Origin of the sequence: Priestia flexa (genome assembly GCF_021441905.1) — a bacterium.
Classification (GTDB): Bacteria; Bacillota; Bacilli; order Bacillales; family Bacillaceae_H; genus Priestia; species Priestia flexa.
Map to the genome: position 1 here is coordinate 1,374,475 of NZ_CP090431.1, position 15,109 is coordinate 1,389,583.

Genomic DNA, 15,109 nt, shown 5'->3' on the forward strand with positions numbered 1-15,109 from the left:
AATTTGAAAACTTAAAATATAAACAAGTGGTCTTAATAAATAGATAAAGAAAACGAACGGGGGAGAAAAATATGACATACAATCAAATGCCGAAAGCTCAAGGTCTCTACCGTCCTGAGTTTGAGCACGATGCATGCGGAATCGGATTATATGCACACTTAAAAGGAGTGGCATCGCACGACATCGTAAAAAAAGGACTAAATATGCTTTGTCAACTCGATCATCGCGGTGGTCAAGGAAGTGATCCGCTAACGGGTGATGGAGCGGGACTAATGGTTCAAATTCCACATGACTTTTTCACAAAAGCATGTACTGATTTTTCATTACCTCAAAAAGGTCGCTACGGTGTAGGTATGATCTTTTTCTCAAATAATGAGCAAGAACAAAAAGAAATTGAAGGGTATATCAATGCTTTAATTGAACAAGAAGGACAAACGCTTGTAGGCTGGAGAACTGTACCAACAAATGTCGGAAAAATCGGAAAAGTAGCAAAGGAAAGCTGTCCGCACGTGCGCCAAGTATTTATTGGTGCAGATGAAAGTATTACAGATGATTTAGCGTTTGAACGCAAACTATATATTATTCGTAAACAAGCTGAATATTGGGCAGCAGAGCGTAAAAATCGCGTTTACTTCTCAAGCTTATCTAGCAGAACGATTGTTTATAAAGGTTTATTAACACCAGAGCAAGTAGATGCATTTTATCTTGACCTACAAGATGAAAACTTTACATCTCCTTTTGCTTTAGTACACTCACGCTTTAGTACAAATACGTTTCCAAGCTGGGAGCGCGCGCATCCAAACCGTTATTTAATTCACAATGGAGAAATTAATACGCTTCGTGGAAATCAAAATTGGATGAAAGCACGTGAGCAGCAGTTCGTATCAGAAGCTTTTGGTTCAGATCTTCATAAAATACTGCCAATTTTAGATAGTGAAGGTAGCGATTCGTCCATTCTAGATAATGCGCTTGAATTCTTTGTGTTAGCAGGTAGAAAGCCAGCGCATGCTGCAATGATGATGATTCCAGAACCTTGGACTGAAAATCCTCATATGTCTGATGAGAAGCGCGCATTTTATGAATACCATAGTGCTCTTATGGAGCCGTGGGATGGACCGACTGCTATTTCATTCACTGATGGAAAACAAATTGGTGCAATTTTAGATAGAAATGGATTGCGTCCAGCGCGTTATTATGTGACAAAAGATGACTATATTATCCTTTCTTCTGAAGTAGGGGTTATTCCAGTAGAAGAGGACAATGTTCTTTATAAAGAGCGTTTAAGCCCAGGGAAAATGTTGTTAATTGATTTAGAAGAAGGACGCATCATTTCAGATGAAGAAATTAAAGCTGAAATGGCGCAAGCGGAACCGTATCAGCAGTGGTTAGATGAGCAGATGGTAAAGTTAGCTGCTTCAGCTGATGAAAAGCCAGAATCTTTTGATGACTTAGTTGTTCGTCAAAAAGCGTTTGGCTATACGTATGAAGATATTCATAAATATTTACTGCCGGTTGTGAACGAAGGAAAAGATCCGTTAGGTTCAATGGGGAATGATACGCCACTTGCAGTTCTTTCAGATCGTCCTCAGTCCTTATTCAACTATTTTAAACAGTTGTTTGCACAAGTAACGAACCCACCGATTGATGCAATTCGTGAGCAGCTGGTGACGTCAACAATGACGCTGCTAGGTGCAGAGGGCAATTTGCTACACCCAACAGAAGAAAATAGTCGTCGCATCCAGTTAGAAACACCAGTGTTAACGAATGGACAGCTTCAAACATTAAAAGAAGATAGCATTAAAGGTTTCAAGAGTGCTGTTCTTTCAACGGTATTTAAGGATGATTTGAAAGCATCTTTAGAAGATTTATTTAACGATGCAGAAAAAGCAATCGTAGAGGGTGCTAGTGTTTTAATCTTAAGTGATCGAGATATTAATGCAAACTGTGCACCAATGCCAATTTTATTAGTTGCAAGTGCTCTTCACCAGCATTTAATTCGTCGTGGTAGTCGTACAAAAGTCAGCTTAGTTATTGAATCTGGAGAAGTTCGTGAAGTTCATCATTTTGCAGCTTTAATTGGTTATGGAGCAGATGCAATTAATCCTTATTTAGCGTTTGCAACGTATGATTATGAAATTGCAGCTGGCAATTTAAAAACTTCTTATCAAGTAGCGGTAGCGAAATATGTAAAAGCAGTTACCGAAGGCGTTGTAAAAGTAATGTCTAAAATGGGGATTTCTACTGTGCAAAGTTACCGAGGAGCTCAAATTTTTGAAGCAGTTGGAATCGGTGAAGAAGTTATTGCAGCTTACTTTACAGGTACAGCATCTCAGTTAGGAGGAATTGGCTTAGATGTCATTGGAAAAGAAGCGCGCACACGACACGAAGCAGCTTATGCTGAAGCGTACGAACAGACTTTAGAGTCAGGAAGTGACTTCCAATGGCGAAAAACAGGTGAGCATCATGCGTTTAACCCGAAAACGATTCATACCTTACAATGGGCTTGTCGAAAAGGTGACTACGATTTATTTAAGCAGTTTTCAGAAGCTGCAAACGAAGAGCGCATCGGGTTCTTACGTAACCTTTTTGCCTTTAAACAAGAACGCCCAGCTCTTTCAATCGATGAAGTAGAATCTGTGGATTCTATTGTCAAGCGATTTAAATCAGGTGCTATGTCGTTTGGTTCTTTGAGTGAAGAAGCACACGAAGCATTAGCAATTGCGATGAATAAATTAGGTGCTAGAAGCAATAGTGGTGAAGGTGGAGAAAATCCAAGACGTTATGAGCTTGATGAAAACGGTGATAACCGTCGCAGTGCCATTAAACAAATTGCATCAGGGCGATTTGGTGTGAAAAGTCACTATTTAGTGAATGCTGATGAGTTGCAAATTAAAATGGCTCAAGGCGCTAAGCCAGGAGAAGGTGGACAGCTGCCTGGGAACAAAGTATACCCATGGGTTGCAGATGTACGTGGATCTACTCCGGGAGTAGGCTTAATCTCTCCTCCGCCACATCATGATATTTATTCAATTGAAGATTTAGCTCAGCTTATTCATGACTTGAAAAATGCCAACCGTAACGCTCGTATTAGCGTTAAGCTTGTATCAAAAGCAGGTGTTGGGACGATTGCAGCTGGTGTTGCAAAAGGTGTGGCAGATGTAATTGTTATTAGTGGATACGACGGTGGAACAGGTGCGTCACCAAAAACGAGTATTAAACATACGGGCCTACCTTGGGAGCTAGGTTTAGCAGAAGCTCACCAAACGTTAATGTTAAACGGTCTTCGCGAGAAAGTAGTGCTAGAAACAGACGGAAAGCTAATGACAGGAAAAGATGTTGTTATGGCAGCACTTTTAGGTGCAGAAGAGTACGGATTTGCTACGGCTCCGCTAATTGTATTAGGTTGCATCATGATGCGTGCTTGTCATTTAGATACATGTCCTGTTGGCGTAGCAACACAAAATCCAGAGCTTCGTAAAAAGTTCTTAGGTGAGCCAGATCATATCGTAAACTATATGCGTTTTGTTGCACAAGAAGTTCGTGAAATTATGGCAGAGTTAGGATTCAGAACGGTGGAAGAGATGGTTGGACGTACAGATGTGCTGCATGTTAGTGAACGTGCACAGTCACATTGGAAAGCGCAGCATTTAGATTTGACAACACTTTTACATCAGGTAGAGGGTGTTCGTACGTTTAAGACGCCGCAAAATCATAAAATTGACCAGTCTCTAGATGTGCAAAAAATCTTACCTGCTGTACAGCAAGCGATTGAAGAGCAATATCAAGTGGATCTTTCGTTAGATATTCACAATACAAACCGAGTGGTAGGTACGGTTGTTGGTAGTGAAATCACCAAGCGTTATGGTGAGAAAGGATTGGCTGAGGATACGATTACGCTTCGCTTCTCAGGTTCAGCTGGTCAAAGTTTTGGAGCATTTATTCCAACTGGTATGACGCTTCATTTAACAGGAGATGCCAACGATTATATCGGTAAAGGCTTGTCAGGTGGAAAGATTACAGTATCTGCGCCAAAGCAATCCACTATCGTTTCAGGTGATAATGTTATTGTTGGAAATGTTGCGTTTATCGGTGCGACAAGTGGTGAAGCGTATGTAAGTGGCAGAGCAGGTGAGCGATTTGCAGTTCGTAACAGCGGTGCGCATGTTGTGGTAGAAGGTATCGGTGATCACGGCTGTGAGTATATGACAGGCGGTCGAGTTGTTGTTCTGGGAACTGTTGGTAAAAACTTCGGTGCAGGTATGTCAGGTGGTATTGCATACGTACTAGCAGATGATAAAGCAGAATTTAAGAAACTATGTAACCAAGAAATGATTGGTTTTGAAGGTTTAGAAGCTCAAGAAGCTGACGAAGTAAAAGCGATGATTGAGCGTCACCTTGAATATACAGATAGCCAAAAAGCAGCGTTTATTTTAGAAAACTGGTCACAAATGAGCAGTAAGTTTGTAAAAGTTATTCCAAATGACTATAAGCGTATGATTACTCGAATTGAAGAACAAAAAGAAGCGGGGCTTTCTGAAGAGGAAGCAATCATGAGCGCATTTGAAGAAAATGCACAGCAAGAAAAAAAGTCAATTTCAAAACAACAAGAAGCGGTAGCTCAGTAAGAAAGGGGAGAGTAAAATGGGAAAACCAACAGGATTTATGGAAATTAAACGTGAAAAAGGCAAAGAAAGAGACCCTTTAAAACGTTTAAGTGACTGGAACGAATATGCTGCTCCTTTATCTGATGAAGCACTGAGTCGACAAGGAGCACGATGTATGGATTGTGCAACTCCATTTTGTCATATGGGGATGGATATTAACGCTTTTACATCGGGCTGCCCAATTTATAATTTGATTCCAGAATGGAACGATTTAGTATATAGAGGTCAGTGGAAAGAAGCGCTTGATCGTTTAATGAAAACAAATAACTTTCCTGAATTCACAGGGCGCGTTTGTCCAGCGCCTTGTGAGGGGTCTTGTACATTAGCTATTTCAGATCCTGCGGTTTCAATTAAAAATATTGAACGAGCAATTATTGATAAAGGGTTTGAAAACGGTTGGATTACACCACGTATCCCAGAGAAGCGCACAGGTAAAAAGATAGCAATTATCGGTTCAGGGCCAGCAGGTTTAGCGAGTGCAGATCAGTTAAACCAAGCTGGACACTCAGTCACTGTATATGAACGTGCAGATCGTCCTGGTGGTTTGTTAACTTATGGTATTCCGAATATGAAGCTTGATAAAGAGGTAGTCGCAAGAAGAATTCGCTTACTAACGCAAGAAGGTATTGATTTTGTCACAAATACAGAAGTTGGTAAAGATGTGACGCGCGAGGAACTTCAAGAGCAGTACGATGCGGTTATCCTTTGTACAGGTGCTCAAAAGCAGCGTAATTTAGTCATTGAGGGTAGAGAAGCAAAAGGCATTCATTTTGCGATGAACTATTTAACAACGACAACAAAAAGTATGTTAGATTCCAATTTCAAAGACGGTCAGTACATTGATGCTAAAGGTAAAGATGTAATTGTTATTGGAGGAGGGGATACAGGAGCAGACTGTGTAGCAACAGCACTACGTCAGGAGTGTCGTAGCGTCGTTCAATTTGGTAAGCATCCTCAGCTTCCAACAGAACGTACATCTGATAACATGTGGCCAGAGTACCCTCAAGTGTTTAACCTTGAATATGCATATGAAGAAGCTCAAGCAAAGTTCGGAGATGATCCGAGAGAGTATTCAATTCAAACAAAAAAAATCGTGGCTGATGAAAATGGCAACTTAAAGGAGCTTCATACAATTCAAATGGAGAAGCTTGTTGATGAAAGCGGTCGTTATACATTTAACGAAATTCCAGGAACAGAAAAAGTTTGGCCAGCTCAGCTTGTCTTTATCGCAATTGGCTTTGAGGGGCCTGAGCAACCTGTGCTTGAGCAGTTGGGTGTTGAAACGAAAAATAACAAAGTGGCTGCAGCGTACGGTAAATATACAACAAATGTTGAAGGGGTATTTGCTGCTGGAGACGCACGTCGTGGTCAGAGCCTGATTGTATGGGCTATTCATGAAGGGCGCGAAGTAGCAAAACAAGTAGATCATTACTTAATGGGAGCTACTGTACTGCCATAACGTTTAAAAAGAGGACTACACTGTAGTCCTCTTTTTTAGCGTGGGTTAGGTGCGCCAGGTCCAGGATTCTTGCGGAGATGCTCGAAAGCGACGGTTAAAACAGTTGTGGTGATGCGAGCTTGTGAAGCAGGGGACACGCTGTATAACGTCATAAGCTCAAAAATCCACGGCTCTTTTCGTTGAAGCTGTCGGTACGCTTTTTCAACTTTTTGATTAATCGTTCCTGTAAAGCTACTATAGTTATCATCTACAAATCTTACAATTGAACGAAACAAATATTCTGTTAGTTTATCGTCCATGCCTCCACGCTGTGCTTCACGATAGATACTTCGGTATTGCCTTTTTAAGATTTTCATCACGCGGTCTACGTCTTTAGTAGCGCGTATGAATTCAGCTTGATGAGGCAAGTATGCATACTGACTCTCGTCATATCGATATGGTTCTTCGTAAGACGTATTGATTGTTGGTACAGCGTAGGTGTATTGAGGCATTGTATGATAGTTTGGAGTATAGTCTGGGTAGCTCCAATGGTAATAATACATCCATTTCACTCGCTTTCAATTAGTATAAATTAAATGATTGTTTATCAATTAGTAAACGGGATGGTTGGTGTACTGGTGAAGTTTTTCTAAGTAATATCGAGGTGTTTTAAAGTACTTCCATGTACTATAAGCTGAATTTTTTGTTAAAACGTTAATATAAATAGGTGTATCAAGAAAGGTTTCTTTAGCGGGTAAGCTACTATAATAGCAATCAAATACTTTTAGTAAGTCAACTTCAATTGCAGTTTTTAGCGGCGTTATCTCATTGGAAGGAACAGTGAACGAGCCGAGTATAGAAGCACATTGATTTTTGTATGATATAACGTTTTGTTCTTTAATAAGATCGAACTCAGATACTATCCATGTTTCATACGACTGAGCAGCAGGGTTTATAAAAGTAAGTCTTAGTTCCCAAGCGTTTATCATCTTTATCCCACCTCTATGATCTTTACCTATACTTTTTATGATGGAAGAGGTAAAATTTAACTATAGTGTTTTCACCTAGATAATCATCCATAACATATAAATATGACGGGAGATTGATAGTGTGAATGTCCAAGTATTTGATGGAAAAAATGACAACTGGTTGACAACGAAAAACCCCGCTCAGTTTGCAGCGGCAACCGTTGATGGAAATAGCGGTTTAGCACCTGTTTCCTGGGGGAGCGAACAAGAAAAAACAGGATGGTATCATATGTATCAACCTCAAGGGATTACGGGAGTTCAGGTCAAAGATAGAGTAGAAGATGGGAATATCGTTCTGCGAATTCCTGATAATTGGAATGGAAAGCTAGTGGCTGCTGGTATTCCGGCTACGCGAGGCGAAACGTCAACCGATTTATTGTTTAGTGACTACGTATTAGCTAAAGGATATGCGTTTGTAGCTTCTGATAAAGGGACACCTGGAGAGGAGCAAGAAGATGATCCGTTTGCAAAAGCAAAAAATGCCCTATCAGTAGAATGTGCCTCTATTGCTAAATGGAATAGGCAATTTCGTGCGACGGTACGCTATGCTCAAGAATACTTATTTACGCACCGTAAGACGGATCAAGTAGCATCTGAGATTCCGACATATGGTCTTGGCATTTCAAATGGTGGCTACGTTATTCGGTATGCGATAGAAAACGACGGGAAAAACGGTGAGCCGAAGCTTTTTAACGGAGCTGTAGAGTGGGAAGGTGTACTCTGGAGAGCAGAAGAGCCTAACTTGATTACATCTCTTACAACTGTTGTTCAGTCAGCAAAGGCTGCTCTATATGGTGGGAACTTGGCAGCAGTCAATTCTTTATATGAAGCTGGATTACCTAAAGGAACCGAATTTTTGTGGCCTTACCACGATCAATATTATTGGTTTTTAACGCTTAATATTTACCGAGATCATTTTGATTCTCATGCGCCTAAAAGACTGCAGTGGCCTGAATATTTAGCTTTGAATGAGCAAGGTATCCGCGACCGGTCCCGTGATGATATCTTTGAACAGTATAGTTATGCAAAGCGCCCAAAGAAGGTTAAAGAAAAAGTGAAAGAAATTGAAAACACAGGAGACCTTACCGCGCCTTTAATTAGCGTAACGGCAGCATATGATACCCTTATTTTCCCGCGCGTACATGCTTATCCTTATGAACAGCTAGTAAAAAAAACAGGTAAAGCTAAATGGCACCGTCATTACGTAATTGAAAATGGAAATCATATTGATGGGCTTGTTTGGAATGAGCATGTGGATCCCAATCGTAAGCTTCAACCCATGCTTCCATACGTATATCAGGCGTTCGAGCTGCTTATTCAATGGGTAGAGGAAAAGGTCGAACCGCCTGAAAGTCACTTTGTTCACGCACCTACTGAACCTTATAAAATAACGAATTTAAAAACAAAGCAATTTATGAATCCATTAACAACGCAGGGATAGGTTTAATACCTTCCCTGCTTTTTTATGTTTAAAATTCAGAAAGAGTGGAAGATACACAATAAGAACAGACTAACTATTTAATGAATAACGAGGAGTGGGCCTGAAATGATGACGCATAAATTGTATATTAACGGACAGTATACAGACTCAACATCGAGTGAATTGATTGAAGTAGTAAACCCTTCTACAGAAGAAGTTATTTCGAAAATTTATAAGGGTACAGAAGAAGATGCAAACAAAGCAATCGATGCGGCATACGAAGCACAAAAAAAGTGGGAGAAGGTTCCTTCTGCAGAGAGAGGGAAAGTGGTTCGAAAGCTTGGAAATCAAATAAAAGAAAAGCGTGAACGTTTTGTGGAGCTGCTTATGGAAGAACAAGGGAAAAGTAAAGATCAAGCTGAAGGAGAAATTGATACTGCTATTGAGTACTTTTACTACATGTCAGAATGGGCTCGTCGCATTGAAGGTGAAATTATTCCAAGTGATCAACGCAATGAAAACATCTTTTTGTACAAGCGTCCGATTGGTGTTGTAGCAGGAATAGTGCCGTGGAATTTTCCGATGTTTATTCTAGCGCGAAAAGTAGCGACAGCATTGATTACCGGCTGTAGCATCGTTTTAAAACCAAGTCAACAAACACCAAACACAGCTGCTGAATTCACAAAAATTATTGCACACATGAAAGAGCTCCCCGCAGGAGTTTATAATTTTATTACAGGAACAGGATCTACAATTGGTACAGCGATGGCCAGTAATCCGAAAGTAGGCATTGTCACAATGACTGGAAGTGTTCCGGCGGGTACAAAAGTGATGGAAGCAGCAGCGAAAAACATTACCAAAGTCAACCTAGAGCTCGGTGGGAAAGCGCCAGCCATCGTAACAAAGCATGCAAATCTAGACGTTGCGGTTAAAAGCATTAAAACATCTCGTCTTACAAACGCAGGTCAAGCTTGTACAAATGCTGAACGTGTCTATGTTCATGAAGACGTTGCTGAGGAATTTATTAAAAAGATGACGCAGGAAATGTCCAATGTGAAAATTGGAAATCCTTTAACAGATGAAAATGTTGAAATGGGACCGCTTGTTAGTAAAGAGCGCCTTGAAACAGTAGAAAAGATGGTGGAAAATGCAGTAAAGCAAGGTGCGGAAATTCAAGCAGGTGGCAAACGTTTAGAGAAAGAAAAAGGTTATTTTTACGAACCTACCGTTTTATTGAACGTGACGCAGGATATGGAAATCATGCAGGAAGAAGTGTTTGGGCCAGTTCTGCCAATTATGACTTATAACGACCTAGATAAAGCCATAGAGCTTGGAAACGACTCTAAATATGGTCTTTCTTCATCAATCTATACAGATAATATTCATGAGGCAATGAAAGCAGCAAACGAATTAAAGTTTGGTGAGACATTTGTAAATAGAGAAAATTTTGAAGCCATGCAAGGTTACCATGCTGGTATGAGACAATCTGGATTAGGAGGAGCGGATGGTAAGCACGGCGTAGAAGATTTTCTGGTTACGCAAGTGGTTTATATGGAATATAATAAAGATTTTTCATAACCTCTATACAAATTTTATGCTGGGGTATAAATATTTTAGCTAACGAGATATCCGAACTATTAGAAGTTAACGACTTTTGATAGATCGGATATCTTTTTGTTCATTCCGGAAACAAGTTAAAAGGACCATTTGGTTATGTCCCAGCTCTTTTTTTTGTGTATGATGAGACCGGATTTCTTGAATTTTCCTGTTAATTTGGTATGATAAAGTACAATGTGAAAATTTTAAAAAAATATGAAACTAGATGAAATATAGTTCGTATTTACGTATATACGAAATACATATATTTATACATGTGTAAGGAGGAGTGAATCTTTAAACTAGTAAAGCTAACAAATAAATTAAGATAAAATTAGGGAGTAGATTGTGTGAAAATGCCGCGTTTCTTTAAAAGTGGATTAGGAATTTTATTATTATTATTAATTCTATTTATGCTGTCAAAAGTGCAGTATATCTTACAGCCGATTGGCGTTATGATTACAACTATATTAGCTCCGATTTTAATCGCAGGGGTTTTGTATTACTTACTTAGCCCTATTGTTCGACTGATTATGAGAGCAAAGGTCCCCAAAACATTAGCGATTCTATTTGTTTTTCTTTCATTCATTGGTTTTCTAACCGGTGGAATTGTATTTTTATATCCTATTATTCAAGAACAGCTGTTGTCCTTAGCAAATTATCTACCAACGCTCGCGAAAGACGTGATGAATTTAATTAAAGATCTCCAACATTCACCGTTCACCGCTCGCTTTGCGGAAGAAGCAACAAAGTTTGATTTAGAGCAGCGCTTGACTGATATACTTGGGAACGTGGGGGATATGGCAACGACGATTGGTACAAGTACGTTAAAGATTTTTGACGTTTTGACAAGCACAATTATTGTCATTATTACCGTTCCGTTTGTACTATTCTATATGTTAAAAGATGGAGAAAACTTACCTAAGCGCATCGTTCGTTTGACACCAAAGCGCTATCGTCATGATATCGACGGAATTTTAAGTAAGATAAACACAGGATTGAGTGCATTTATCCAAGGGCAAATTATTGTCAGTATGTTCGTTGGAGTTTGCGTTTATATTTGGTATTTATTAATTGGGTTAGATAATGCACTTGTGTTAGCGTTAATTGCATTATTTACGAATCTTATTCCGTTTATTGGACCGTTTATTGGGACTCTTCCTGGTGTCATTATGGGATTAATTCAAGATCCGTATATGGCGCTTTACGTTATTTTAGGCGTACTAATTATTCAACAAATTGAAAGTAACTTAATTTCTCCTCAAGTAATGGGAAGAAAGCTTGACGTTCATCCTGTAACCGTGATTTTGCTTTTATTAATAGCGGGTAGCGTAGCTGGATTTTTAGGATTGTTATTAGCACTGCCAACTTATACAATGTTAAAAGTAATTGTTAGTCATATCTATGGAAGATTAATGGAAGATGACGAATAGAGCAAGCGACGTGTGTGATTTATATCATACACGTTTTTTTGTAGATATTATCCGTTTATTTTTGAATTATATATAAAAAAATAATAGTTTTTTATAAAAATGTTGAAAAAATACGAACTTTTGTGTTAAATTATTTAATATAATTCGTAGATAAAGATTTGGAAGGAGCCGTTTTACATGACAGCAACGATTATTAAAGGTAAGGAAGTAGCAGCAGAATTACGTGCCGATTTAAAAGAAGAAGTCGCACAATTAAAAGAGCAAGGTGTTGTACCAGGACTTACAGTTATCTTAGTAGGTGATAATCCAGCTTCACACTCTTATGTGAAAGCTAAGGCAAAAGCATGTGAAGAAATTGGCGTGGCATCAGAAGTAATTAAGCGTGATGTTAACATTACACAAGAAGAATTATTACAAGAAATTCAACAGCTGAATGAAAGTGAAGCTGTACATGGAATTTTAGTACAGCTGCCATTACCAAATCATATTGATGAAAAAGCTGTGTTAAACGCGATTTCTCCTAAAAAAGATGTAGACGGTTTTCACCCTGTAAGTGTTGGAAATATGGTGATTGGAGACGAGTGCTATCTCCCATGTACACCACACGGAATCATTGAGCTAATCAAGCGTTCAGGTGAAGAGATTTCAGGTAAACATGCAGTTGTAATTGGTCGCAGCAACATTGTTGGAAAGCCGGTTGCTATGCTTCTTCTTCAAGAAAATGCAACGGTAACGATTGCTCATTCACGCACAAAAGATCTATCAGCAATGATCAAGCAAGCTGATATTTTAGTGTCTGCTGTTGGTCGACCACGCTTAGTGAAAGCAGAAGACTTAAAGCCAGGTGCTATCGTTATTGACGTTGGGAACACGATGGAAAATGGAAAGCTTGTTGGTGATATTGATTATGAACCAGCAAAAGAAGTAGCAGGGTATATTACACCAGTACCAGGCGGTGTTGGTCCAATGACGATTACGATGCTATTGAAAAATACAGTTGATGCAGCGAAAACAATTAACAATTTAAAGTGAAACCTTAGACACAAGAAAACAGCCACTTGATAAAAAGTGGCTGTTTTCTTGTTGTCGTATAATGATGGTGAGGAGAATACATTAAGATGAAACCAAGTGTAAAGGGAGATGAGAAAATTGATTACGCTGCCGCTTCTTGTATATTCTCAGCGCATCGTGAAACCAAAATTAGACGTGGTTTACCCGGTCATTCATGGAATGGCTAATCAAGCAGTTCAGTATAAAATGAACGCTAAGCTCTTAAAGCGAACAAACGAATTAATTGTTCAACAAGGGTACGGAGAAAACCCTGATACGACCGAAACAGGATACTATGAATTGAAAAACAATCAGCGTGATGTGCTGAGCTTAACGCTCATAAACTATGCTTTTTCAGGTGGTGCACATGGATTAACCGTTGTCGTACCTATCACCTTTAATACAAAGAATGGAAAGGTATATAAACTAAAGGATTTATTTAAGCCTGACAGCAATTATGTTAAACGCTTATCTGAGCTCGTGGAGAATCAGATTAAAGAACGAGACATTATGGTTCTCGGAGAATATACGGGAATTAACCCAAATCAAGACTTTTATATTGCCGATAAGTCGCTTGTGTTATTTTATCAGCTCTATGATTTAGCACCGTATGCATATGGGATTCCTTACTTTCCTATTTCTATTTATGATATTCAAGATATAATCGCAGACGAAGGGCCTCTTGGTCAAATGTTTGGATAAAGTTATAAAAAATTTCGGTGAGGACGAACATAGCGCTTTACTTCTGCAGTTAACTGCTGACGAAGCGATTTATTTGATACGGCACTTGCAATATCTTTTACTACAGGAAATACCCCAATGGAAGTAACGTGCACGCGTACGTCTCCTTCAAAAAGTATGTCCCCCGCTTTTGTTTTAATCTTTGTGAAAACAACAGCTTCTTTTGTCTCAGGTTTGTCTATTGGATAAGAGTCTTTAATATGAAATCGAAATGCATAATCTTCGCTCATAAATAGCCTGCCTTTTTTCATTTTTGTTTTATTATATTCACTAGAACTAAGCCATGTAAAGCATAAGTGTGTACGTTAATAAATGTTCATGTTTGAAAGAATGATGCATACATTAAAACGACAATAGAAAAAAGGAGACGATAAACGGATGGCTTATGAACAAGACGAGCGTAATTATGAAGCGCCTTATATGGTAACCCAAGTCGATCCTTATGTATTTGCGACTCTTGAATCAGTCAAGGGGAAAGAAGTAGTTATTGAAACCGTACGTGGAAACATACGTGGAAAAGTTAAGGATGTTAAAATTGATCACGTTGTCATTCAATCAAAAGATTCTAGCTTCTTTGTACGTATTCAACAAATTGTGTGGATTATGCCTGAATAATAAGCAGAAAAAATGCGCCTCAATTGTTAGATGGTTTAACGGTTGAGGTGCACTGTTTTTGTGTAAAAGTTCATTTGGCGAATGAGACAACCTTATCACTTCATACATCTTAATGGATGGAATTTTTCAGAGAGAGAGTGGAGGAATGCGCTATGTTTAAGCGGATTGATAAATTATTAATTGATTTACCAGAGCCGAAAAATCCAGATCCGAACGCAGCTGCTGCTGTACAAGAGCTATTAGGTGGTAAGTTTGGAGAGATGTCTACGCTAAACAACTATATGTATCAGTCATTTAATTTTCGTACAAAGAAAAAGCTGCGCCCATTTTATGATTTAGTTGCGAGCATTACAGCAGAAGAGTTTGGGCATGTAGAGCTCGTATCCAATACAATTAATCTTATGTTAGAAGGATCTACGTTTCCTGGTGATCCAGACATTACGCCAATGCAGGATGCAAAGGATGTGCGCAATACCCAGCATTTTATTGCCACTGCGCAAACAGCTTATCCATTCGACTCTATGGGAAAAGCTTGGACAGGAGAAAATGTCTTTAATAGTGGAAATTTAATTCTGGATTTATTGCACAATTTCTTTTTGGAGTGTGGGGCAAGAACCCATAAAATGAGGGTATACCAAATGACAGATAACCCAGTTGCTCGTGAAATGATTGGATATTTATTAGTTCGTGGTGGGGTTCACGTTGTGGCATATGCTAAAGCGTTAGAAATCGCAACCGGTGTGGATGTTACAAAACTAGTGCCAATTCCAAATTTGAGTAACAAATCGTTCGATGCTGCTAGAAAATATGAAGACCAAGGTGTTCATCGCCGTCTCTATACATTTAGTGATGCTGATTATATGGGAATTGCGAAGATTTGGAAAGGTACGCACCCAGAAGATGGTGGGAAGCTAGAAGTCATTGAAGGAACGCCTAAAGGTGGGAAAATTCCAGACTTAGAAGAGGTAACTGAAGAGTTTGCTCCTGGAATCGGTCCAGATGAGTTCGCAGAGATTGCCAAACGATTGCAGCGTAACGCAGGGTTATAGTGGTAAGCAGGTGTAGATTACACCTGCTTTTTTTGTACCTAAATAGTTAATCTAAGAAGAATGTTCATAATCAGT

At 39.1% G+C, this 15,109-nt stretch carries 12 protein-coding genes; 9 read left to right on the plus strand and 3 right to left on the minus strand.

Annotation, left to right across the window (positions count from 1 at the left end):
• Nucleotides 1–71 precede the first annotated feature (71 nt).
• A complete protein-coding gene (gltB, locus tag LZP85_RS06965; RefSeq protein WP_119543058.1) occupies nucleotides 72–4,625 on the plus strand; it encodes a glutamate synthase large subunit in 4,554 nt (1,517 codons plus the stop codon).
• A 16-nt stretch (nucleotides 4,626–4,641) separates the two neighbouring features.
• Complete coding sequence (gene gltD / locus LZP85_RS06970; RefSeq protein WP_119543059.1) at nucleotides 4,642–6,123, plus strand: glutamate synthase small subunit; 1,482 nt, start codon at nucleotides 4,642–4,644, stop codon at nucleotides 6,121–6,123.
• Between the two features lie 35 nt (nucleotides 6,124–6,158).
• Here gltD and LZP85_RS06975 read toward each other — a convergent pair whose 3' ends face one another.
• Together LZP85_RS06975 and LZP85_RS06980 are read right to left on the minus strand one after the other, a co-directional pair.
• Nucleotides 6,159–6,665 carry a hypothetical protein gene (locus LZP85_RS06975; RefSeq protein WP_224840366.1) on the minus strand — a complete coding sequence of 169 codons (507 nt, stop codon included), beginning with the start codon at nucleotides 6,663–6,665 and terminating at the stop codon, nucleotides 6,159–6,161.
• Between the two features lie 48 nt (nucleotides 6,666–6,713).
• Nucleotides 6,714–7,091: a hypothetical protein gene (locus tag LZP85_RS06980; RefSeq protein ID WP_119543060.1), complete on the minus strand. Its 378-nt coding sequence runs from the start codon at nucleotides 7,089–7,091 to the stop codon at nucleotides 6,714–6,716.
• A gap of 121 nt (nucleotides 7,092–7,212) precedes the next feature.
• Here LZP85_RS06980 and LZP85_RS06985 point away from each other — a divergent pair, with 121 nt between their 5' ends.
• The 5 genes from LZP85_RS06985 to LZP85_RS07005 all read left to right on the plus strand — a co-directional run bounded on the left by LZP85_RS06985 (nucleotide 7,213) and on the right by LZP85_RS07005 (nucleotide 13,331).
• A complete protein-coding gene (locus tag LZP85_RS06985) occupies nucleotides 7,213–8,571 on the plus strand; it encodes an alpha/beta hydrolase (protein WP_206782459.1) in 1,359 nt (452 codons plus the stop codon).
• Nucleotides 8,572–8,676: 105 nt separating this feature from the next.
• Nucleotides 8,677–10,128, plus strand: a complete 1,452-nt coding sequence (gene aldA / locus LZP85_RS06990; protein WP_061786582.1) for an aldehyde dehydrogenase — start codon at nucleotides 8,677–8,679, stop codon at nucleotides 10,126–10,128.
• Between the two features lie 374 nt (nucleotides 10,129–10,502).
• A complete protein-coding gene (locus LZP85_RS06995; protein WP_226639829.1) occupies nucleotides 10,503–11,579 on the plus strand; it encodes an AI-2E family transporter in 1,077 nt (358 codons plus the stop codon).
• A gap of 177 nt (nucleotides 11,580–11,756) precedes the next feature.
• Nucleotides 11,757–12,611, plus strand: coding sequence for a bifunctional methylenetetrahydrofolate dehydrogenase/methenyltetrahydrofolate cyclohydrolase FolD (folD, locus tag LZP85_RS07000; protein ID WP_025908880.1), 855 nt, complete (start codon nucleotides 11,757–11,759; stop codon nucleotides 12,609–12,611).
• Between the two features lie 108 nt (nucleotides 12,612–12,719).
• Nucleotides 12,720–13,331, plus strand: a complete 612-nt coding sequence (locus tag LZP85_RS07005; protein WP_224840368.1) for a DUF3298 and DUF4163 domain-containing protein — start codon at nucleotides 12,720–12,722, stop codon at nucleotides 13,329–13,331.
• Between the two features lie 2 nt (nucleotides 13,332–13,333).
• Here the strand turns inward: LZP85_RS07005 and LZP85_RS07010 are convergent, their stop codons facing one another.
• On the minus strand, nucleotides 13,334–13,600 hold the full coding sequence (locus tag LZP85_RS07010) for a hypothetical protein (protein WP_061786400.1): 267 nt from the start codon (nucleotides 13,598–13,600) through the stop codon (nucleotides 13,334–13,336).
• Nucleotides 13,601–13,748: 148 nt separating this feature from the next.
• Here LZP85_RS07010 and LZP85_RS07015 point away from each other — a divergent pair, with 148 nt between their 5' ends.
• Nucleotides 13,749–13,985, plus strand: coding sequence for a YuzF family protein (locus LZP85_RS07015; protein WP_182840828.1), 237 nt, complete (start codon nucleotides 13,749–13,751; stop codon nucleotides 13,983–13,985).
• Between the two features lie 152 nt (nucleotides 13,986–14,137).
• Entirely contained in the window at nucleotides 14,138–15,034 is an 897-nt protein-coding gene (locus LZP85_RS07020; RefSeq protein ID WP_119543062.1) for a manganese catalase family protein, read from the plus strand.
• Nucleotides 15,035–15,109: the final 75 nt, after the last annotated feature.

Excerpts from the sequence above, each read along its gene's own strand:
- LZP85_RS07010 (WP_061786400.1), bottom strand. The coding sequence starts at position 13,600 with ATGAGCGAAGATTATGCATTTCGATTTCATATTAAAGACTCTTATCCA.
- LZP85_RS06995 (WP_226639829.1), top strand. The coding sequence starts at position 10,503 with ATGCCGCGTTTCTTTAAAAGTGGATTAGGAATTTTATTATTATTATTA.
- aldA (WP_061786582.1), top strand. The coding sequence starts at position 8,677 with ATGATGACGCATAAATTGTATATTAACGGACAGTATACAGACTCAACA.
- folD (WP_025908880.1), top strand. The coding sequence starts at position 11,757 with ATGACAGCAACGATTATTAAAGGTAAGGAAGTAGCAGCAGAATTACGT.
- LZP85_RS07020 (WP_119543062.1), top strand. The coding sequence starts at position 14,138 with ATGTTTAAGCGGATTGATAAATTATTAATTGATTTACCAGAGCCGAAA.
- gltB (WP_119543058.1), top strand. The coding sequence starts at position 72 with ATGACATACAATCAAATGCCGAAAGCTCAAGGTCTCTACCGTCCTGAG.
- gltD (WP_119543059.1), top strand. The coding sequence starts at position 4,642 with ATGGGAAAACCAACAGGATTTATGGAAATTAAACGTGAAAAAGGCAAA.
- LZP85_RS06975 (WP_224840366.1), bottom strand. The coding sequence starts at position 6,665 with ATGTATTATTACCATTGGAGCTACCCAGACTATACTCCAAACTATCAT.
- LZP85_RS06980 (WP_119543060.1), bottom strand. The coding sequence starts at position 7,091 with ATGATAAACGCTTGGGAACTAAGACTTACTTTTATAAACCCTGCTGCT.
- LZP85_RS07005 (WP_224840368.1), top strand. The coding sequence starts at position 12,720 with ATGAGAAAATTGATTACGCTGCCGCTTCTTGTATATTCTCAGCGCATC.
- LZP85_RS07015 (WP_182840828.1), top strand. The coding sequence starts at position 13,749 with ATGGCTTATGAACAAGACGAGCGTAATTATGAAGCGCCTTATATGGTA.